This is a genomic window from Streptomyces sp. NPDC045678, from assembly GCF_056432085.1.
In genome coordinates this window covers 808,274-828,681 of sequence record NZ_JBWKJS010000002.1, presented here as the reverse complement: position 1 = coordinate 828,681, position 20,408 = coordinate 808,274, and the positions used below count along the sequence as shown (strand labels likewise).

The following is a 20,408-nucleotide window of genomic DNA, read 5'->3' as shown; positions in this document are numbered from 1 at the left end:
GACCTGGGCAACAAGCGCCCAGGTGAGAGCAGTCGAGCGCCACTGACACCGCGCGCCGCACCCCTCCTACTCCCGGGGGAGTACGCGTGATCACATCGCCCGTCGGACGCCCGCGCCGTCCGGCCCGGTCTAGCGTGACCGGCATGGACGAGCAGCGCGAAGGCACGCCGGGCGGCCCGCCCCCGAGGTGGGGCGGGCCGCCCATGTGGCGGCACGGGCCGCCCTGGTGGAATTCCGGGGCCGACGGGCCGACGGGGGCGGGGCCGGGGGCTGGGGCCGGGGCCTCGACGGGGCGTCGTCCGCCCTGGCTGACCACGGCCGTGCTCACCGTCTTCGTACAGGTCGGGTCCCGGTTCGCCGAGCACGGTCAGCTCGAACGCCAGGACCTCAACGCCTTCGCGCGGGTGCTGCTGTTCCTGGCCACGGCGGTGCTGCTGCTCCGCCACCGGTACCCCGTACCGGTCGTGTACGCCTCCGCGGCGCTCACTCTCGTCTACGTCGCCGGCGGGTTCCCCTACGGCCCGGTCTTCCTCGCCGTCACCGTGGGCTGCTTCGCCGCGATCGTCGCGGGCCACCGGCGTGCGGCCTGGGGGGCGGTCGGCGGGCTGTGGGCGGGGCATCTGCTGATCGCCCACTGGCTCTACCGGTGGCTGCCGCCGGCCGGCGACGGTGCCCGCCCCTGGAGCGAGGAACTGGCCGTCGCCGTCTGGGTCGTCGCGATCGTCGCCGTCTCCGAACTCGCTCGCGTACGTCGTGAACAGTGGGCGAAGGAACGGGCCGAGCGGGCGCAGGCCGCGAAGCGGCGGGCGGACGAGGAGCGGCTGCGCATGGCGCGCGAGCTGCACGACGTCCTCGCGCACAGCATCTCCGTCATCAATGTGCAGGCGGGTGTCGGCCTCGCGCTGCTCGACTCCGACCCGGAACAGGCCCGCACCGCGCTGACCACCATCAAGGCCGCGAGCAAGGAGGCACTGGGCGAGGTGCGCCAGGTGCTCGGCACCCTGCGCGCTCCCGGCGACGCGCCGCGCGCCCCGGCACCCGGCCTCGACCGGCTGCCCGAACTCGTCGAGCAGGCCGGAAGCGCGGGCCTGACCGTCGAAGTCACCACGGAGGGCTCCCTGTTGAAGCCGGCGCCGGGCGCGGACCTCGCCGCGTTCCGCATCGTCCAGGAGGCGCTGACCAACGTCGTACGGCACTCCGGTTCGCGTCACGCACGCGTGCTGGTGCGACACGAGACGGCGTCGCTCACCCTGCGCATCGACGACGACGGACCCGCGACCGGTACCGACGCGGGCGGCAGCGGCAACGGACTCGCCGGAATGCGGGAGCGCGCCGCCGCCCTCGGTGGCACGATCGAGGCGGGCCCGCGCCCGGACGGCGGCTTCCGTGTGACCGCCGTACTGCCCCGGGCGGCGGACGGCGATTCCCGGGCCCGCACCGCACCTCGGGAGGACCAGTGATCCGCGTACTGCTCGCCGACGACCAGTCGTTGGTCAGAGCGGGTTTCAAGGCGCTGCTCGACGCACAGCGTGACATCGGCGTCGTCGGGGAGGCCGCGGACGGCGACGAGGCGGTGCGGATGGTGCGGGAACTGCGCCCCGACGTCGTTCTGATGGACATCCGGATGCCGGTCCTCGACGGGCTCGCCGCCACCCGCAGGATCACCGACGAACCCGGTCTCGGCGACGTGAAGGTGGTCATGCTCACCACCTTCGAACTGGACGAGTACGTCTTCGAGGCGATCCGCTCCGGAGCATCGGGCTTCCTCGTCAAGGACACCGAGCCGGACGAACTGCTGCGCGCGGTCAGGGCGGTGGTCGAGGGGGACGCGCTGCTGTCACCGGGGGTGACGCGCCGCCTCATCGGCGAGTTCGCGGCGCGTTCCAAGGAGCCGGCGGCCGCCGACACCCTCGCGGGCCTGACCGAACGCGAGCGGGAAGTGATGGCGCTGGTCGGCCTCGGCCTCTCCAACGAGGAGATCGCGCGCCGCCTCGTCGTCAGCCCGCTCACCGCCAAGACGCACGTCTCACGTGCGATGACGAAGCTGGGGGTACGCGACCGCGCTCAGATGGTCGTGATCGCGTACGAGTCGGGTCTTGTGCGGCCCGGCTGGTTGGGCTGACAGGGCCCGCCCCCGGCGCACCTAGGGAGACCGCTGCCTAGGTCGCGCGAACAACCCGGCTCACGGGGCGCACAACGCGCCTAGGCAACAGACCTAGGAGCACCGCCCGTGAAGTCCGTCATCATCTACGTCCGCGTAAGCCATGCCGACCAGGCGTCTGTGTCGGCCGAGGCGCAGGTACGAGAGTGCCAAGACCACTGCGACCGCAACGGGTGGCGCGTGGTCGGAACCTTCGTGGACAAGAACGTGTCCGGGTGGGTCGCTCCGGAGAAGCGCAAGGAGATGTCCAAGGCGCTCGCGGTGCTGCCGACCGTGGACTACATCGTCACGACGAAGCATGACCGTCTCGGCCGCCGGAACTCCGATCTCGCGAGGCTCAAGGAAGACCACTTCGAGAAGCACGGCGCGGCCCCCGTGACCGTGGACGGGCAGATGACCCCGGGCACGTGGCGGAGCATGTTCGGGCTGTTCTCGTGGATGGCGGAGCAGGAACGGGACCGCATTCGCGAGCGCTCCATGTCCACACGGGCGGAGATCTTGGCGCAGGGCCGCGTTCGCACAGTCGCCCCGTTCGGGTACCGCATCGTGCGCCGCGACGGCGGGGCGTATCTGGAGATCGACCCCGAGGCGGCCGAGCTGGTCTCTGAACTTGCCTCGCGCGTGATCGCAGGCACGACCGTTGAAGAGATCGTTCGGTGGCTCAATCGCCGGGAGATCGACACGCCTCGGATGCACGCGGCGCGCCGCGCGGGCCGTACGCCGACGCCTGCGAGGTGGGCGGGGTCGGTGCTGCGGAAGATGCTCGTGTCTCCGGCACTGCGAGGCATTCGTACGCGCTGGGACGAGTCCAACAACGTCCCGGTGGAGTGCTTCCGCCCGGACGGCACGTTGGACGTGATCGCGCCCGAGATCCTGCCCGCGTCCACCTGGCACAAGGTGCGGGCCGTGATCGCGGCCCGGAAGAACCCGCTTACGTTCACCGCGAAGACGGACAGCCCGTTGTCGGGGTCGCTGTGGTGTGGACCGTGTGGTTCGCACATGGTGCACAGCATGTCGCGGCGGAAGGGACGCAAGGATGCGCGTACATACCGCTGCAAGGCGAGTGCCTGCGTGTCCATCAACGCTGACTATCTGGACGCCTACGCGTCCGAGTGGTTCATAACCACGCTCGGCGCGCTCAACGTGAACCGCGAAGAAGTGGAACAAGGCGCGGACGTGACGGCCGAACTCGCCGACGTAGAGCGGGCGCTGAGCGGACTTACGGCCGCGATCGAGGCCAACCCCGAGGCCGCCGCCGTACTCGGCGCGCGGGTGGTGGAGTTGAGCACCAAGCGGGCCGCCCTGGAGGCGGAGCGGGATAAGCCCCGGATCGTGCGAAGCGTGCCGACCGGGGAGACCTACGCGGATGTGTGGGAGCGCGTGGACGGTATGCAGCGCCGACAGATGCTCGACGCCGCCGGGGTCCGTATCGAGATCGCTCCGGGCGTCCGAGGCCGCAAGGGCTTCGAGCCTTCGCGAGTGTCCATTGCGGTCACGGACAACGACCACGCACGGGCCGCGAGCGCACTCGCTGACGCCTACGAGGTGGCCGCCTGATGGTCCGCTGCTGGCCGTGGCGCGCGGGCCGTCCCGTGCTTGTCCGGACCCTGGCCCCGAGCGACGGCTGAGAGGCCGCGAGAGAGGCACATAGAGAGGCCCGATCCCTTCCGAGGGGTCGGGCCTCTTTTCGTGTGCCAGGGGAAGCCCACGAACAAACTGCCACCTGGGGCGCATAACCAGGGTGGGAACTGCCACCTAGACAGACTCCCGCCCCCCCCCGAAACTGCCACCAAGCCCCCAAGGAAAGCATCACCATGGTCACGCCGAACTGCCACCACTTCGAGGCGTTCGCGTCCGGAACTGCCACCGGACGGTTCTCCCGCCTCGTCATGTTGAACTACCTGAACGGCCGAGACCGGGCCGAGGTGTGGCGCACTTACAAGGCGCTCGCGGAGGCCGAAGGCCACCCTCCCCGCTGGGGCAGGAACGCGCTCTATGCCGCCCTGGAGGCCCGCGAAGGCGTACGTGTGCGGCGCGTTCGGGGACGTCATGAGTTCGCGGTGTCGCTCCGCCTTCCCGACCCCTGCGAGCAACCTCGCGGCCCCATCGCGAAGAGCGGCCAGCCTCTCTCTAGGGGTGACGAGGTGACGAAAATTTTGCATATCTGAAAGAACATAAGAGCCCCCTAGGGCAAACCAGATTCAGCGTCTCGGTGTCACCTTGTCACCCTTCGCCACCGGCTCACCGCGAGGACCCGGCCACTGCCAGGCAAGAACTGCCGGGCGCATAACGCAAGTAGAGCGGTCGGCACGTCCGGCGCTTACGGATAGCACGGCTCCGGGCGGCAATCTTTTGGTTGTCTCCTCTGGCGAAACAAGACGCCGCCCGGAGCCGCTTTCGACCCTTCTACTCTCAGGACTCCACCAATGAACCTTGACCTCTTCACTCGGCTCGTGGACGCGCTGACCTATGCCGTTACGTCTACGGCACACCGCCGCGACACCAAGAACGCCGAGCACTTCGTGAAGCTCCGTGACGAATTCCTGGACCTCTTCCCCGAGTTCGTGGCCGACTACGTTCCGGCATCCGAGCGCGACCCGAAGACTGGCGCGCGGCGCATCACTCGCGTTGTGGGGAAGCTGTGACCGCAGAAGCCGAGAAGGACGCTCCGGAGAAGCCGGACGCCACCGAGCCCGAGAAGCCTGCTGAGGCCCACGAGAAGCCTGCCGAGGCAACGCCCGAGGCTCCCGAGCCCAAGGCCGATGAGGAGCCCGCGAAGACGGTCACGGAGGACTCCCCGGACATTCTCATGATGAAGACGTGGGCCGCGAAGTCTTCCGGACTCCCCACGGGTGCCGGAAAGTTCCTGAAGGGCAGCACGCCCGATGAGATCGAGGCATCCGCGCAGGAGCTGCAAAATGTCTTCGCCTCCGCGCTCGACGTCGCCCCTTCTAGCGCTAACGGGCTGAAGAAGCGGGCAATGCCGACTATCGGCGCGGGACCGACGCAGCGCGGCGAACGTGAAGTTCGCGAGATGGACCCGGCGAAGCTCGCCGCTTCCATTCGGCGCACGCTCCCCAATATCGGCAAGTAACCACAGCTTCCACGCGCCCGGCCGTAGGCCGTGGCGCAGCACATGAAAGGGCCGACGATGGCTCACAAGGTTGAAATTGATCAGGTGGTTGTCACCGCCCTGGGCCTCCTGGAGGCCGAATCGGTGCTGGGTAACAAGGTGTTCCGCGATGCCGAGAAGGGATTTATCGGCGGAGTCGGCGACTCGGTTCGGGTTGTCCGGTCGAAGGTGATCGACGCTCGGGTTCTCGACAGCAACGGCACCAAGTACGACGACATCAACGAGCAGTCGTTCCCGGTGAAGCTGACTGACGAGGCGTACAACGCCGTCAAGATCCCGCAGAAGTACGAGGATCTGGACATCCGCGACTATGGCCGTCAGGTGCTCCAGCCGCAGGCTTCCGGTGTCGCGAAGCACTGCGAGAAGGCCGTTGCGGGCGTGCTGAATGTCGCTATCAACGGCAGTAAGGCCGAGGGCGGGGACGAGTCGGTTCCGGCCGCTACGGAGACCATCAGCAAGAAGGCTCCGCTTACCGCACTCGCGAAGGTGTCGGCCGAGATGACGAAGCGGGAGATCCCCGAGGCTGGCCGCGTACTGGCGATCGGCCCGGAGCTGAAGGAAGCGTTCCTTGCTCTGCCGGAGCTTCAGAACGCCTCGTTCGCCGGTAACTCCGAGGTCATCACCTCCGGTTCGCTGGGCCGCCTGCTGGGCTTCGAGGTCGTCGTGTCGCCGTTCATCAAGGGCGGCGCGGTCGCGTTCACGGCCGAGGCCGTGGCCCTGGCTGTTCGCGCTCCGTCTGCTCCGGCTGGCACTGACGCCGCCGCGCAGACCTACAACGGGTACGCGCTGATGACGGCTCGACAGTTCGTCATGGACCAGCAGTCCACCGTTTCGCTCGTGAAGACGTACGTCGGCGCGACCGCGATGGACGAGACCTGCATGGTCGCCCTGAAGGCTGCCGCCTGACCCACACAAGAAGACGGCCCCGAGCCGGAGTTCGCGCATGGATGGCCGCGAGTTCTGGCCGGGGCCGTTCTCTGTTTCGACTCCAAGGAACCTCATGACTGTGCCCCTGGCCGACCTGGCCGCAAGGTACCCCGGCGGCATCCCCGAGGCCGACAAGCCACGGGCCGAGGCTGCTCTGACGGACGCGCTCGCATCTGTGCGGGCCGCCGCTGGCGGCTGGCTCCCCGAGGAGCTTCCGCCCGCCGTGCGGGCCGTAGCGCTGCGCTTGGCGATCCGCATGTTCGCGAACCCCCTCGGCATTACCTCCGAGACGGCAGGCGACTACACGTACCGCCGGGACGGCGGGGCCGTTGGCGGCGGGCTGACAGCGGACGAGCGGGCCGAGGTACGCCGCGCGCTGGGCTGTGACGGCGTCGTGTCCGTCCGCACTCCGCACGCCTGGGACTTCACCACCGTGTCCCGCATCACCGCCGTTGGAACCCCCGGTGGTCTGTGGTGACAACCCCCCGCAATCTCCAGACCACCCCCGTTCGCGAGGAGCCCCCCGGTTCGACTGGTGGCCCCCCGCTCTCAACTCCCGCCCCCGGTCCTTGTGCCCGGCCCGGCTGTGGTCGGCTGAGGGTGCGCCGTTCGGCTGAGGATCGCAAGGTTCGGTACTGCTCGGACGAGTGCCACCGCTGGCGACATGTGGCTCGTGCGATGGCTGCTCGCCGTGTGGCTGCTGGCCGCGTGTTCCACGCTGACGCTATGGAGTTGGTGAGACTGCGAGCCGTACTCGACACGCGGCCCGCGAACGGCGCGGCTGACCTGCTCGACCTGATCGCACTCAACGAGCTTCACAGCGCGTACGTGACGCGCTCGTGAGGCGACTCAGACGACGTGTCGTGAGGTTCGTTGCTCGATGCGTCGCGCGGAGCGCTGACGCACGCGTGAGACGTGCTGGCCGCGACGTGGCGTGTCCGTCGCGAACGGCCGAAGCTGACCGATCCCCCGACCCTGGACCTGGGGGATACCCCCGGTCCGAAGTCGCGGACCCCGGTAGCGGTTAGCGCTCCGGCCCGAGCGTGCTTGATTTCCGACCCTCGTTTTTCCCTGCCCCCTGGAAGGAGGCTCGCCACCGTGGCCGAGCGCTTCATTGAACCTCTGCCGAGCCGCCTCACGGGCCGTGAGAGCGCGCCGGGGCTCCGGCTGCTGGACGACGTGAGCCGGGCTCACCGCCTGGACCCTGGCGAGTGGGCGACGCTTCGCCGCGCAGCGGACACCCTGGACGAGCTGACCGCCTTGGAGGACGCGGCGGCCGACGCTCCCGCGACTGTGCCGGGCTCAAAGGGGCAACCGGTCGCGAACCCGCTGTTCGCCGAGATCCGCGCGCACCGGACGACCTACGGAGCGCTGACGCGGGCCCTCAAACTTCCTACAGAGGCCGAGGAGTTGGCCAAGGTGACGACGGCTGAGCGCGGGCATCTGAGCCCTTCCGAGAAGGGGCTGAGGGCCGCGCGAGCGAAGCACACCAACGGCGAGTCCCTGTACTGGTGACCCCGCGAACGAGCGGGCGCAGAACGCAACGCGTGGCGGTGCACGGGGGTGTCGTCGTCATGTGACCCCTTTCGGGAGCAAGGCCCCGGAGTCGGACCACGTTGGACGTGGTTGACTCCGGGGCCTTGTTCTGTTTTCCGGGCCTGGCCCGTGATCCCCTGCCGCCGGACGGCTTCGCGCCGTACGCTGGCCACAAGGGCTTGACACCAGGGAGCTACCCCATGACGGACGCACTTCCCGAGGACGCGACAACCGGCGAGCGGATCAAGTACCACCGCGAACGGGCAGGTATGAGCCGCCCTGTACTCGCGGGGCTCTGTGGCCGTGGCCCGGACTGGCTGAAGAAGATCGAGATCGGGAAGCGGCAACTCCACAACCACGGGCTACTCGTCCGCCTCGCGAGCGCGCTCAAGCTATCGGACCTGTCGATTCTGACGGGCGACCCGTCACCGCGTCCGGTGGCCCCCGGCGGGAAGCTGATGCTTCCGGCCGCGAGCGGCGTACGTGACGCCGTACGCGGCTCGTTGTTCCAGTCCGGGCCGCAGGTGCTCGGTACGTCTGTGGACGTGCTGAAGGGGCGCGTCGCCGAGGCGTGGACCCTGTGGCACGCGTCCCGCTTCCAACGCACCGAGGTAAGCGCGCTGCTGCCCGCGCTCATCCGCGACGCGCAGGTTCTCCCCCGCCAACTCGAAGGCCCGGCAAGGCGCGAGGCGTACGCGGCTCTCGCCGAGGTCTACCACCTGGCGCAGCAAGTCACCGCGTACAGCGTCGAGGCTGAGCTGTACTGGATCATCGCGGACCGGGGCCGTACCGCCGCGCAGGACGCGGACAACCCGTTGAGCCTCGCCGGGGCCGCCTGGACGTTCGGGAACGGGCTCCGCGAGAACGGGTACGCCGAGGAGGCCGTTCAGGTCGTGGCCGAGGCCGCCGACGCGCTCCGGCCAAGGCTCGAAGACGGCTCCGACGACCTCCGGGGCATGTTCGGGGCTCTGCACCTTCATGCGGCCGTGACGTGCGCCCGTGAGGGCCGCGAGGGCGACGCGTGGCGGCACTGGGACGAGGCCGACCACACCGCCGACCGGCTGCCCGCCGGGTACGTCCACTCGTGGACCGTCTTCGGGCGGGCGAACACCGACTTCCACGGCGTGAGCGTCGGCGTGGACCTCCGGACTCCGGGGCTCGCGATGACGCGCGCCGAGTCCATCGACCTGGCCGCCATGCCGAGCGTGGAACGCCGCTCCCGCGTGCTCGTGGAGCTGGCCCGCGCGCAGCGCCAACGGAAGGATCTCGCGGGCGCGGTGCACTGGCTGAAGCGGGCGCAAGAGGCGTCGCCGGAGACGGTCCGCTACACCCCTTCGGCGCGCGGGCTCGCGTACGACCTCGCGAAGGACAGTCGGGGGCCGCTCCGCTCCGACGCGCAGCAACTCGCCGACGAGGTAGGGGTACTGGCCGCTTAGGGGGACAGAGCGTCCCCCTTGGCGGGGACCACTCCGCTTAGCGTCGCAGGATGGACGCGACGCACGGCAAGACCCAACTCCACACGCCGGAGCCCGACGAGGACCCGGACCGGTACCCGCCTACCGGTGCGCTGGTCGTGGACCTGCGTACGTCCAGCGTCGGCAAGGTCGCCCACATCGCGAAGGGTCTCGTCCACGTCGAGCCCGAGGGCGACGGGGAGCCTTGGGACGCACCGCCCGAAGCGCTGCGCGCGGTGACCACTCGCGACGCCGAGCACGTCCGGACGACGGACGGGGGCGGGCCGTGCTGAGAATCGCCGTGTACGAGATCAAGCCGGACGGGACGCGCACCGAGCCTCACGACGTGGTGGAGGTGAAGCCCGACCCGAAGGCCGGACTACCGGCCGTGTCGTCCGCCTGGCCGCGCTGCACGTGCCCGATCCACCGCCACCGCGAGGAGGGGACGCGGTGAGCGTGCGGGGCGTGCTGCGGTTCGTGGCCCACCGAATCACCGAGCACCCGGACGTACCCGCCGCCTACTCCGCGACGTGCAAGGCGTGCGGCTGGAGCACGGGCCCGGAGCCCGACGCGGACCCCGTGGACGTGGCGTGTCTGGAGCACGCGGGCCGGTCCGGTCACCGCTCGTTCCGGCGGCTCCGGGGGTCGGATGCGTTCGTGGTCCGTGAGGACGAGAAGGACGACGCGAAGTGACCGAGAAGGCAGGGAAGTTCGTGAACAGTCTTCGAGCGCTTCGGCTGCTGCCCGGACACCGCGTCCAGCACGAGGGCGAGTGGCTGACCGTGGCCCACACGACGGACACCCACAGCGTCACCGGGACACCCCGTGTCCGGATCTCCTGGGAGGAGCCCGGACACCTCCCGCTGACCGTCCACGCTGCCGAGCTGCTGACGGTGGCGACGGATGCGTTCGTGGACTTCCGGGAGCCGCTTCGCGAGCACCGCCCCGAGGTGGCCGAGCTGCCCGAGGGGCCGCCCGCTCGCGAGCGACGGAGCGCGTAGGGCCGTGGCTGACGTACTGCTGTGGCGCGAGCCGGACGGAATCTTTGTCGTCTCCGCGAAGCGCAACGGTCGGCCGCTGGGGACGTTCTACGCGGAGCCTGACGGGTGGTGGGTCGTGAACCTGTCGAACGGCCGGACGTTCCAGACGTGGGGGCCGGACGCGGACCCGGACGAGATCACGCGGCGGCTCGTCCGCAAGCGCTGAGACGGCGCGGCGGCGCGGCCGGAGCCTCTTCCCCCGAGGGTGCCCCCGCGTCGCCGTGCTAGGCCGCGAGGCGGTACCCGTGCTGACCTGGCCGAAGGCCCGGTATCCTCGTCAGTCCAAGCCTAGGTGCGTCAAGACGCATGTCAGCAGGACCATGGTGAAGCTGAATGCCCGGGACCGCGCACAACTCGTGGTCATGGCGTACGAATCGGGGCTGGTCCGCCCCGGCTGGCTGGGCTGATCCGCCCGATTCGGCCGGCCCGGAGCGGCGAGCCCTCGCCGGGCGGCCGCACGCCGGAGAACGACGCCGGTGACGCCACCGCGGGCATCGTGCCTTTGGTGAGGGGCGCCGCCGAGCGCATCGTGCCTCCGGTGAGGGGCGCCGCCGCGCATACCGCCGACAGGCCCCCTCCAGTGGCGGCCCGCATGAAGCGTGCATACAACGGGATACACGCTCACGTGCGGGGCGAGGGTGTCCCGCTGAAATGGAGAGACGACATGGCCGCTGAGTCATTCTCCGCCGCAGGGGAAACGTCCGGGACCGGCGATCCGCTGGTGTCCACGTCGGTCCATTGGGGCACCGCGCAGCTCGGCGTCCCGACCCGCGTGGAGCCCGCCTCCTGGCAGCAGCCGGCAGGCCACACCACCGACGAGGTCGTCCCCGAACGGGAAAGGGCGGCGGACGTCGCAGACGGCGTTCCCCCCGAGCGGGACCGGGCCGTTGACGCCACCGAGGGCGTGCCCTCGGAGACGGCGGCGCCCGATGCCGAGGACGACGCCGTGGAAGAGCTCATACGCGTCGCCGTGGTGTCGCGGCCGCTGGACGACGTGGTCGACCTCGTCACCCTCCTGGAGCAGTCACCTGACGGCAGGCCGACCGCCGCCTCCGTACTCCGTCTGGCGGCCGTGGCCCGCTCCGTCGACGACGTCACCCGGCTGGTGGAACTCCTCGGCCCGCCGGAGCACCCCGCCGACCACATGGACGAGGCCATCCGGCACGCCGCCGAGGAACGGCCCATCCCCGAGGTGAGCCGACTCGTCCACCTCCTGTCCCGTCCGCCGCACGACCCGCACAGCGGCGCCGAGGTGGTGCACGCCGCGGGTACGACCAGGTCGGTCGAGGACCTGATGCAGCTGATCGGCAGCCTGCGGGAGCAGAAGGAGGCCGGTGGCGCCCCGGGTGCCGCGGGCGCGGCGGCCGTCGACGGCGCCGCGGCCACCGGGGCGGAGGGCGGCCCGGGCGCCGACGCCTCCCGGGGCATCGCCGGCACCGACCCGAGGAACACGACCGCCACCCCGGCCCGCGCCGCGTCCGCTCCGAGCGTTCCCGGGACCCCGGCGACACAGGTGCGGAGCAGGACCTCCCTGGTGTGGCTGCGTCGCGTGGCGGGCGTACTGCTCCTGCTCTGCGCGGCGGCGCACGTCCCGCTGACCTGGTCGGGTGCGCCCGCCGTCGGGCTCGCCGGAGCGCTCGGCGTCTCCGTCGCCTGCGCAGCGGCGGGCGCGGCCCTGTGCCTGAGCGGATCGCCGTTCGCGGCCCTGGCCGGCACCTTGGTGGCCGGTGCGCTGACCGTCGCCCATCTCGTGGACGACCGGATCGACTCGGCGTCGCTCGCCTTCGTCCTGCGGCCCGAGCGGGTGGCGGCGCCGCTGCCGACCCTGTCCGCGGCGATCGCGACCCTGGCCTCGCTGCTGGTCGTGGCGCTCACGATCGCAGCCATCAGGGCCTCGGCCGACCGGCCCCGCACCTGACCCTTTTGATTGCGCCTGCATTTAATGACGGTGCATCAAAGGGTCGGAACTCTGCTACCGTGCCGTCCTATGGCGGCGAAAACGGCCGAGCAGGGGCTCGAAGAGCGCGAGCAGGGGCTCGTGGACCAGTGGCGCGGCATCCTCGCGGTGCATGCGCGCACCCTGTGCGAGCTCGACCGGGAGCTGCACCCGCACGGTCTGGGCGCGAGCGACTTCGAGGTCCTCGACGTGCTGGCCGAGGGATCGTCGGACGACGGCGGCTGTACGTTCCGCGTGCAGGAGATCTCCGGGCAGGTCCACCTGAGTCAGAGCGCGCTCTCCCGCCTCATCGGACGGTTGGAGAAGGACGGTCTCGTGGAGCGCGGCATGTGCAGCGAGGACCGTCGCGGCGTACGCGTATCCCTCACCGACAAGGGGCGCGCACTGCACCAGGAGGTGCGTCCGCTGCAGCGGGCCGTCCTCGCGCGGATGCTCGACAACTCCACGAGCTGACGACTCCGCACGAGCTGACGGCCCCGCACGAGCTGACGAGCTGACGGCCCCCGCCGACCTGCTGGTGGCGTCACCCCATGACGATGGCGGACCTCTCCCGCCACAGCGCCGCCAGTGCGGTGTCGCCGGTCACCTGGGGGAACGGCAGCCGGTTCCAGAGCGCCAGATAGAGCCGCGTCGCGGGACCCGACACCTCGCAGTCGGCGGGCGCCGTCGCGCCGTGCTCGGCGACCGGGGGCCCGTCGGAGAGACGCACGGTCCACGTCCGCTCGTCCGTCGCCCGCACCCGCAGCACGCACGGAACGTCACTGCGCACCCGGCTCTTCTCGCGGGCGTGGAAGCCGAACAGCAGCTCCTCGATCCCGTCCACGGCGAAGTCGACGTCCAGCGGCGACGGGGCGCCACCGCGCGCGGACTCGGCGTCGACCCGGTGGACGGTCGTCTCGTTCGCCTGCCGCCGGGCCCAGAAGGCCAGCGGCGAGGGCGCGGGCAGAAAGGTCCAGCACTCGACGTCGGGCGGGGCCGACTCGAGCGTCGCGACGAGAGCGGCGTGGCCCTCGCGGAACCACTCGACGAGAGCGTCGCCGTCCAGGTCGGGGAGTTCACCGCCGAGCCGGTAGGAGGTGCGCCGCTCGGTGAGGAACGCGGCGGCCCAGCGGTGGACCATCCCGGCGTGCCGCAGCAGGTCCCGTATCTGCCAGTCGGGGCAGGTCGGCACCTTGGCGTCGGTCCCCGCCTCCGCGGCGGCCCTGGCCAGCAACTTGCCCTCTGCGGCGACTACTTGAATGTGCTCGGAAATCTCCATGCGGGCGATTGTGTCGGATGGAGTGCACTGGAAACGGAACCTTTGGGTGATCTGGGATCGATTGCGTACGCTCCGTAGCCACCGGGACCGTGGACTTCGCACCCGCAGCACCTCGCCCGTCGGGCCGCGGTCGTGGCCGCGCACCGCACGTAGCAGCCGAGGCGCTGGACGCGGGTGACTGGCCGTTCGGGGCCGTGCTCGTCGACGCGGACGGCGCGGTCAGGGCCGAGGACCGCAACCGCGAGTCCACGACCGGCGACCCGACGGCCCACCCGGAACTCGCCCTCGCCCGTGAGCCCACTGACGGCAGTGGCGCTTCCGCAAAGGGCGGGCCGGGACCGGTTCATGCCGGACCCGGCTCGGCCCCCCCACGGCTCGGGATCCGTCTCAGACCATGAACTGGTCGTACTTCGCCATGTGTTCCCGCAGCTCCTCCATGCTGGGATCGCGCCCGTTGGCCGTCAGCCGGCCCAGGCCGCGGAAGTAGTCCTCGCGGTCGTAGATCGGGTAGAACATGATCAGCAGGGTGGCGTCCTCGGTGCCCCGGTTGGTGAAGCCGTGCGGCTCCCCCTTGGGGACGTACGCGAACGCGCCCGGCTCGCCGACCACCTTGCGGTCGCCGATCGTGAACTCGATCTCGCCCTTGACCACGTAGAACATCTCGGTGGACTGTTTGTGGATGTGCGGGGCCGCGCCCTTCGCCTCCGGAGCCATGTGGTGCTCGAAGAAGCCGAACTCCCCGTTGGAGTCGGGCGTGGTGAGTTTCAGATACGTCCTCTTCGTGTCCCGGATGTCGACGTATTCGCCTTCACCTGCGGGAACGTACAGCGGAACGGACATTGATCCCTCCTGGGGTCACGAGCCTGTGGGTTGACGGAGTTGCGGGGTGTCGGAGGTCCGGGCCTGCGCCCACCGGCCGATGACCGGCGCGGCGAGGCCGCAGACGGCGAACAGTGCGGCCAGCACCGCCCACCCGGTGGTGCCCGCCGTGATGACCAGGCCGACCACGACCGGTGCCGCGATCTGCTGGACGGCCACGCCCAGCCAGAAGACCGACAGATAGACGCCCTCCTGGCCGGGCACCGCGAGCAGATACGAACCGCCCCAGCCGCCCGCGGACTGGAACAGCTCGCCCGCGGTGAGCGCGACCATGGCGAGGAGCAGCACGCCTACCGCCACGAGGACGGGCGGCTTCGGCGCCGCGATCAGGAGCAGGCAGCAGACGGCGAGGGCGAGGCCCGCGCGCACCAGCGCCCGCGCGGACCCGGCGATGGTCTCGGTGCCGCGGCTGGCGCGCACCTGAAGAGCCATCGCGAGCACCGTGTTGACCGCCACCAGGGGCGAGATCACCGCGGCCGGGACGTCCGTGTGCTCGACGATCCACAGCGGGATGCCGATGCTCAGCAGCGTCATGTGCATCGTGAGCACCGCGTTGATCCCGGTGAACGACAGGAACGGCCTGTCCCGCAGCGCGTCGACGGAGAAGCGGCGCCGCAGGCTCTTCGCCGGGGTGCTGAGTACCGGCAACTGGTGGGCGAGGAGCGCGAGTACGGCGAACGAGGCGGCGTTGAGCAGGAGGATCACCGCGTAGCCGGCCCGGGCGTCGACCAGCAGTCCGACCCCGCCCAGCAGGGCGCCGACGGTGAAGCCGACGTTGCGCAGCGACCGCAGCACCGCGACGACCCTGACCCGGTCGTCGCTCGCCGTCACCTGTCCCACCAGGGCCTGTTCCATCGGCGCCGCGGCCTTGTCGACGAGGCCGAGCAGGCACACCACCGTCAGGAACTGCCACAGGTTCTGGACGAACGGGTAGAGGACGAAGCAGCCGCAGCGCCACAGGCTGACGCCGACCAGCACCTTCTTCGGGCTGATCCGGTCGGCGAGGACGCCGATGGGCACGGCCGTGGCCAGCGCGATCGCGGCGGACAGGGCCAGACCGAGGCTCAACGCGCCCACGGAGAGCCCGACGGACCGCGTGATGAACGGTACGGAGACGGCCAGGAAGGCGCCCGTGCCGACGGCGTCGATCATCGCCATCACGGACAGCCGCAGGCCGACCCGTCCGCCGGGGACGGACCGGTGCCACCCCCGGACGCGCTGCCGGAGAACAGACATCTGCTTCCTCACTCCGTGGTGATGTGGATGGCCGCGTCCGCGTCGAGGACGCGTCGGTGCGCGCTGTCCGCGTCGGGGCCGGTCGCGATCACGTGTCCGGCGCGGTCCCACGAGGACGCCCACGGCCGGACCTCCTGCCCCGCCTCGACGTCGATCTCCACCGTCCGTACGCCGGGCAGTGCCCGTGCCGCGTCCGTCCCGTCGACCGCCGTGACGGTGCCGGGCCCGGCGGCCAGGAACCGGATGGCCGAGACGAGCCGGGCGGTACGGGGGAGGGTGACCGGACGGCCCGCCAGCAGGTCGATGAGCGCCAGCCTGATCCGTGTGCCGTACGCCAGGTCGTTCAGGTCGATCAAGTAGTCGCCGGGGCAGCGTCCCGCGCACTCCACCAGTGCCGGACCGGACGAGGTCAGGATCCACTCGGCGTGCAGGATCCCCGTGCGATAGCCGGTCGCCGCGACCAGTGCCCGCATGGCCTCCTCGAACGCGGCCTGCGTGTCCTGGCCGAGCGGAGCGGGCAGCAGATGGCCGAGCTCCACCGGATACGGCCCCGGGATCACCGTCTTGGCGGTGACGTTGTGGAAGATGATCTCGCCCTGCCGCACCAGTGCCTCGACGCTGTACTCAGGCCCTCGCAGGCGCTCTTCGGCGAGGAAGCGCCACCTCAGGTGCCGGTCGGGCACCTGCTCGTACTCGGCGGCGGAGGAGGTGCGCTCCCACGCACGCGCCGCGGAGGCCGCGTCGACCGAGTCGAGGAGCTGGACGCCGACGCTGGCCTGCCGGTTGGCCGGCTTGACCACCACCGGTCCTTCGCCCGCGAAGGCGAGGAGGTCCTCGGGGCCGTGCACCTCCCGCCAGCGCGGACCGCGGACACCGCCCGCGTCGCACACCTCGCGCAGCCGGACCTTGTCCCGCAGCGCCTGCGCGGCGGGCTCGGTCGCGCCCGGCAGCCCGAGCTTCTCGGCCAGCGCGGCCGCCGCGGGCACCGCGTACTCGAGGCCCGGTACGACCGCCGCCACCGGGCGTTCGGCCTCGAGGCCGGCCGCCAGATCCAGAGCCCCGGCCGACTGCTGGTAGTGCGCGGGAACGATCCGGTCGAGGCAGCCGAAGCGGGCCGCCGCGTCCCGCAGTCCCCGCTTGCGGATGATGTCGGGCTCTTCGAGGACCACGACGGACCCGTCGGGAACACTCCCGTCGATGGCGCGCAGATAGGCCGCGTTGTAGCCGACGAACACGACTTGGGCGTCGGTACCGGGGGCGGCCTGCGCCTCCACAGCCCGGCCGTCCGCACGTACCGGCGTCCCGTCGACGACGACCTCGAGGAGGGCGAGCGCCTCCGCCAGCCGGCTCCGGGCCTGCTCGGGTGTGGCGCCGGAGACGATGACGTGCCCTTGCCGGGCCTTGGAGTCGCGGACCTCCTCGACGGTGTCGCCGGGACGCAGCCGAAGCGTCAACTCATCCACGTACGGCAGGCGTTGGATTCTCTCCACACCGCGGATCGCGTCGACGTGTCCCGGCGGGAAGGTGAAGAACCGTACGGCCGCCGTCGCCGTGGGCTCCGGCACCGCGGCCGGTGCGCCCGCCAGGCCCGCGAAGATCGCCCGCTCGATGTCGAGGCCACCGGCCAGCTCGACGAGCCGCGGGATGCGGTCGCCGCCGAGCCGGGCCTGCGACTCGACGATGCGCGGCCCCCGCTCGGTCCAGATCACTTCGGTGTGCGCGGGCCCGAACCGGTACCCGCACACCGCCAGGAAGCGGACCGCGAGCTCCTCGATGGCCCGCCCGCGCTCCGGCGGCAGCGGCGCCGGATGGACGTGCCCCACCTCCACGAACAGCGGCGGCGGACCGAGGACCTTCTCGGTGACGCCGACGACCCGGTGCACGCCGTCCTGGCTCAGCGTCTCCACGCTGTACTCGGGACCGCGCAGGTACTCCTCGACCAGGAAAGGACCGTCACAGCCGTACGTGTCCACGAGCGCCGTCCAGGCCGCCAGGTCCCGCGGCTCCCGCCACAGGAACACGCCCCGGCTGCCCGCGAGTGCGACCGGTTTGACGACCGCGGGAAGACCGATCCGTTCGACCGCCGCCGGAACCTCGTGCCGCGTCGGCGCCGACGCGTAGGCCACCGGCGACAGTTCGTGCCGCGCGAGCAGCTCACGCATCGCGTGCTTGTCGGAGAGCAAGCGGATCGCATCGGCCGGGTTGACCTCGGCGCGCAGCTCCTCCGCCACCTCGTGGGCCGTCACCATCGTCTCCTCCCTGCCGAGGTGGAGGATCACCGAAGCCCGGTGCTCCGTGGCCACGTCGCGCAGGGTGCGCCGCAGCAGCTCCCGGTCCCCGAAGTCCACCGTCACGAACAGGTCGGCGGCGACGCGCACGTCGTCGAGGTAGCCGGGAGTCTCCAGCTGCGGATCCCAGATCGCGCCGACCCAGAACCCTTCGGCCCGCGCCTTGCGCACGAACTGGCGGTAGGGCATCACCATCAGCAGGCGTGGCCGGTCACCGGTGTGCCAACTCGCCAGAGGTAAAGGAGCATTCATCGGGCACCGCCCGGGGTGGTCCCATGGGCGAGCACGCTGAGGTACCGCTCGCCGGAGTCGGGCAGCAGCGTCACGATGCGCCGCCCACGGTACTGCGGCTTGGCGGCGAGCACGCCGGACGCGTGGACGACCGCGCCGCCCGAGACACCGGCCATCAGGCCGGTGTGCCGTGCGAGCCGCCCGATGGTGTCCAGGGCGTCCGCGTCGGACACCGTGATCACCTCGTCGATGAGGCTTCGCTGCGTGGTCGGCGCGATGAAACCGCCGTTGAAGCCCGGGATGCCGTGCGCGCCGGGCTCACCGCCGGAGAGCAGCGGCGAGCCCGCGGGCTCCACCGCCACGATCCGCACAGCGGGGTGACTCTCGCGGAGATAGCGCCCCGCGCCACTGAGCGTACCGCCGGTTCCCACCCCGCAGACGAACACGTCGATGCGTCCGCCGACGTCGCTCCAGATCTCGGGGCCGGTGGTCTCGAAGTGCGCCCGAGTGTTGTCCGGGTTGTCGTGCTGGCGGCAGAACCACGAGCCGGGCGTCCGCCGGTGGAGCTCGTCGGCCTTGTCGACCGCCGCCCGATAGCCGCCCGAGTGCGGGGTCCGCACCACTTCGGCGCCGAGCGACCGCAGCATGGCCACCCGTTCCCGGGTCGCGTTGTCCGGCAGCACGATGACGCAGCGGTAGCCGCGGTCCGCCGCCAGAGCGGCCAGCGAGATACCGGTGTTGCCGGAGGTCGCCTCGATCACGGTGCCGGAGCCCGGCACGAGCAGCCCCCGCTTCTCGGCGCCCCGCAGCATCGCGAGAGCCGCCCGGTCCTTGCTGCTGGACCAGGGGTTGAACAGCTCCAGCTTCGCCAGCACCTCGGCGTCCGCGGGGACGCCGTCCACGATCCGGTCCACCGGCAGCCTCAGCAGCGGCGTGCCGCCGATCAGGTCGACGAGGGAGTCCGCGACCGGGCGCCGGGAGACCGGCTCGGTGCGGATCCCGATCTCTTGGACGGCCGCCTCCGCGGTGCGCGCCGCCAGCTCGGCGGTCTCGGCCACCGCGAGCACATGACCGGCCCGGTCACCGTTGCGTCGCAACTCCCTTACGACGGAGCCCGGTTGCGGCTTGACGACGACTTCCTCGACACCCGGAAGCGCGGCGGCGCGCTCCCGCCCGGCGACCGACACGACCCGGCCGGGCCGCGCCGTCAGATAGCGGATCGCGGCGCCCCCGACCGGACGCCGCGGCAGCACCGGCTCGGGCAGCGGCTGACCGAGGTACTGCCGGGCCACCAGCTCCAGCGACCTGATGCCCAGGGCCCGGTCGACCAGATACGTGATCTTCCCGCCGGCGGGCCGCGGGTTGATCTCGACGAGCTTGGGCCCGGACGCCGTCAGCTTCACCTCCACGTGGGCCATGCCCAGGTCGAACCCGACCGCGCGCAGCGCCTCCACGGCCAGGTCGCCGCAGGCCCGTACGAGCGGTTCGGGCAGACGGGAGGGGAAGGTGTGGGCCAGTTCGACGAAGTAGCCGAGTCCGACGACCGACTTGTCCGTCACCCCGAACACCTCGTACCGGTCGCCGTCGGCGAGCACCTCCACGCTGACCTCGGGGCCGCTCATGTACTCCTCGACCATCAGCTCGTCGTGACGGGCCTGACCGCGGGTGTTCTCCGCGCGGGACAGGATCAGGGCGACGTGCTCGGCGGCCTGATCCGCGGTGTCCACCAGGCGTACGTCCGCGCTGCTCGTCTCGTCGGCCGGCTTCACCACACAGGGCAGGCCGACCTCCGCCGCGGCCGCCGCCGCCTCGTCGGGTGACCGCACGGTGCGGAACGCCGGTATGGGTACGCCGAGTTCGGCGCAGCGGCGGCGCATGAGCGCCTTGTTGCGTGCGGTGGCGACACCGTCGACGCTGACGGTGGGGAGCCCGAGGTGGACCGCGACCTCGGCGGCCACGACCACGTCGTACTCGGCCAGGGTGAGGAAGGCGTCGAAGGGCTGCTCGGCCCCGGCGGCGTGCACGTGCGGCAGGAGCTCGTCGAAGACGTTCGTCTCGCACCGGACGACGTCGTCGACGTAGCGGTCGAAGTAGGCGGGGCCGCCCGGGACCGCGAGGTAGCGTTCCAGGTCGCGGGTGAAGAAGGTGACGCGGCAGTCGAGTTCCTTGATGATCTGCAGGCCCTCGAAGCCGGAACCGGAGAGATTGCTCTCCAGGACTCCGACATGAATCATTCTGTGCCTCCGATGGCGTACCGGCTCGTGGCCGGGTTCGAATCCGTCGATGGGTGGGGTGGGCGCGGCCTGGG

22 protein-coding genes and 2 pseudogenes are annotated in these 20,408 nt (G+C 71.0%); 18 read left to right on the top strand and 6 right to left on the bottom strand.

Features of this window, described 5'->3' with window-relative positions; genetic code table 11:
* The first annotated feature begins 143 nt into the window (after window positions 1-143).
* From AC07DO_RS10185 to AC07DO_RS10100, 18 genes and pseudogenes are all read left to right on the top strand, one after another.
* Window positions 144-1,460: a sensor histidine kinase gene (locus AC07DO_RS10185; protein WP_479058314.1), complete on the top strand. Its 1,317-nt coding sequence runs from the start codon at window positions 144-146 to the stop codon at window positions 1,458-1,460.
* Window positions 1,457-2,122 (top strand): response regulator, encoded by a 666-nt coding sequence (locus tag AC07DO_RS10180; RefSeq protein ID WP_479058313.1) that lies wholly within the window; start codon window positions 1,457-1,459, stop codon window positions 2,120-2,122. The genes AC07DO_RS10185 and AC07DO_RS10180 overlap by 4 nt, the downstream gene beginning before the upstream one ends.
* Before the next feature lie 108 nt (window positions 2,123-2,230).
* The gene (locus AC07DO_RS10175) at window positions 2,231-3,718 is read left to right on the top strand and encodes a recombinase family protein (protein ID WP_479058312.1); all 1,488 of its coding nucleotides are present in this window, start codon (window positions 2,231-2,233) and stop codon (window positions 3,716-3,718) included.
* Between the two features lie 257 nt (window positions 3,719-3,975).
* Window positions 3,976-4,329, top strand: coding sequence for a hypothetical protein (locus AC07DO_RS10170; RefSeq protein ID WP_479058310.1), 354 nt, complete (start codon window positions 3,976-3,978; stop codon window positions 4,327-4,329).
* Window positions 4,330-4,587: 258 nt separating this feature from the next.
* Complete coding sequence (locus AC07DO_RS10165) at window positions 4,588-4,806, top strand: hypothetical protein (RefSeq protein ID WP_479058308.1); 219 nt, start codon at window positions 4,588-4,590, stop codon at window positions 4,804-4,806.
* Window positions 4,803-5,255, top strand: coding sequence for a hypothetical protein (locus tag AC07DO_RS10160; protein ID WP_479058306.1), 453 nt, complete (start codon window positions 4,803-4,805; stop codon window positions 5,253-5,255). Before AC07DO_RS10165 ends, AC07DO_RS10160 begins: the two co-directional genes overlap by 4 nt.
* 57 nt (window positions 5,256-5,312) lie before the next feature.
* Window positions 5,313-6,200 carry a phage major capsid protein gene (locus AC07DO_RS10155; RefSeq protein ID WP_479058305.1) on the top strand — a complete coding sequence of 296 codons (888 nt, stop codon included), beginning with the start codon at window positions 5,313-5,315 and terminating at the stop codon, window positions 6,198-6,200.
* A 94-nt stretch (window positions 6,201-6,294) separates the two neighbouring features.
* A complete protein-coding gene (locus tag AC07DO_RS10150) occupies window positions 6,295-6,699 on the top strand; it encodes a hypothetical protein (RefSeq protein ID WP_479058304.1) in 405 nt (134 codons plus the stop codon).
* Window positions 6,700-7,319: 620 nt separating this feature from the next.
* Window positions 7,320-7,736 carry a hypothetical protein gene (locus AC07DO_RS10145; RefSeq protein WP_479058302.1) on the top strand — a complete coding sequence of 139 codons (417 nt, stop codon included), beginning with the start codon at window positions 7,320-7,322 and terminating at the stop codon, window positions 7,734-7,736.
* Between the two features lie 221 nt (window positions 7,737-7,957).
* A complete protein-coding gene (locus AC07DO_RS10140; RefSeq protein WP_479058300.1) occupies window positions 7,958-9,193 on the top strand; it encodes a helix-turn-helix domain-containing protein in 1,236 nt (411 codons plus the stop codon).
* Between the two features lie 50 nt (window positions 9,194-9,243).
* Window positions 9,244-9,504, top strand: a complete 261-nt coding sequence (locus AC07DO_RS10135) for a hypothetical protein (RefSeq protein WP_479058299.1) — start codon at window positions 9,244-9,246, stop codon at window positions 9,502-9,504.
* A complete protein-coding gene (locus AC07DO_RS10130; protein ID WP_479058297.1) occupies window positions 9,498-9,665 on the top strand; it encodes a hypothetical protein in 168 nt (55 codons plus the stop codon). Before AC07DO_RS10135 ends, AC07DO_RS10130 begins: the two co-directional genes overlap by 7 nt.
* The gene (locus AC07DO_RS10125) at window positions 9,662-9,904 is read left to right on the top strand and encodes a DUF7848 domain-containing protein (protein WP_479058295.1); all 243 of its coding nucleotides are present in this window, start codon (window positions 9,662-9,664) and stop codon (window positions 9,902-9,904) included. Before AC07DO_RS10130 ends, AC07DO_RS10125 begins: the two co-directional genes overlap by 4 nt.
* Window positions 9,901-10,212, top strand: a complete 312-nt coding sequence (locus tag AC07DO_RS10120; RefSeq protein ID WP_479058294.1) for a hypothetical protein — start codon at window positions 9,901-9,903, stop codon at window positions 10,210-10,212. The genes AC07DO_RS10125 and AC07DO_RS10120 overlap by 4 nt, the downstream gene beginning before the upstream one ends.
* A gap of 4 nt (window positions 10,213-10,216) precedes the next feature.
* A complete protein-coding gene (locus AC07DO_RS10115) occupies window positions 10,217-10,417 on the top strand; it encodes a hypothetical protein (protein ID WP_479058292.1) in 201 nt (66 codons plus the stop codon).
* Between the two features lie 121 nt (window positions 10,418-10,538).
* Window positions 10,539-10,658: pseudogene (locus tag AC07DO_RS10110) on the top strand (LuxR C-terminal-related transcriptional regulator); the annotation flags it as partial.
* 257 nt (window positions 10,659-10,915) lie between these two features.
* A complete protein-coding gene (locus AC07DO_RS10105) occupies window positions 10,916-12,169 on the top strand; it encodes a hypothetical protein (protein ID WP_479058291.1) in 1,254 nt (417 codons plus the stop codon).
* A 69-nt stretch (window positions 12,170-12,238) separates the two neighbouring features.
* Window positions 12,239-12,661: a MarR family winged helix-turn-helix transcriptional regulator gene (locus AC07DO_RS10100; protein WP_479058290.1), complete on the top strand. Its 423-nt coding sequence runs from the start codon at window positions 12,239-12,241 to the stop codon at window positions 12,659-12,661.
* 70 nt (window positions 12,662-12,731) lie between these two features.
* Here the strand turns inward: AC07DO_RS10100 and AC07DO_RS10095 are convergent, their stop codons facing one another.
* The 6 genes and pseudogenes from AC07DO_RS10095 to AC07DO_RS10070 form a co-directional block, all read right to left on the bottom strand.
* Window positions 12,732-13,466: a maleylpyruvate isomerase family mycothiol-dependent enzyme gene (locus AC07DO_RS10095; protein ID WP_479058288.1), complete on the bottom strand. Its 735-nt coding sequence runs from the start codon at window positions 13,464-13,466 to the stop codon at window positions 12,732-12,734.
* A 387-nt stretch (window positions 13,467-13,853) separates the two neighbouring features.
* Entirely contained in the window at window positions 13,854-14,306 is a 453-nt protein-coding gene (locus tag AC07DO_RS10090; protein ID WP_471417885.1) for a cupin domain-containing protein, read from the bottom strand.
* A gap of 15 nt (window positions 14,307-14,321) precedes the next feature.
* Window positions 14,322-15,581, bottom strand: a complete 1,260-nt coding sequence (locus AC07DO_RS10085; protein WP_479058286.1) for an MFS transporter — start codon at window positions 15,579-15,581, stop codon at window positions 14,322-14,324.
* Window positions 15,582-15,589: 8 nt separating this feature from the next.
* Window positions 15,590-18,058 (bottom strand): ATP-grasp domain-containing protein, encoded by a 2,469-nt coding sequence (locus AC07DO_RS10080; protein ID WP_479058284.1) that lies wholly within the window; start codon window positions 18,056-18,058, stop codon window positions 15,590-15,592.
* 59 nt (window positions 18,059-18,117) lie between these two features.
* A complete protein-coding gene (locus tag AC07DO_RS10075; RefSeq protein WP_479058591.1) occupies window positions 18,118-19,353 on the bottom strand; it encodes a pyridoxal-phosphate dependent enzyme in 1,236 nt (411 codons plus the stop codon).
* 96 nt (window positions 19,354-19,449) lie between these two features.
* Window positions 19,450-20,334, bottom strand: a pseudogene (locus AC07DO_RS10070) (ATP-grasp domain-containing protein); the annotation flags it as partial.
* Window positions 20,335-20,408: the final 74 nt, after the last annotated feature.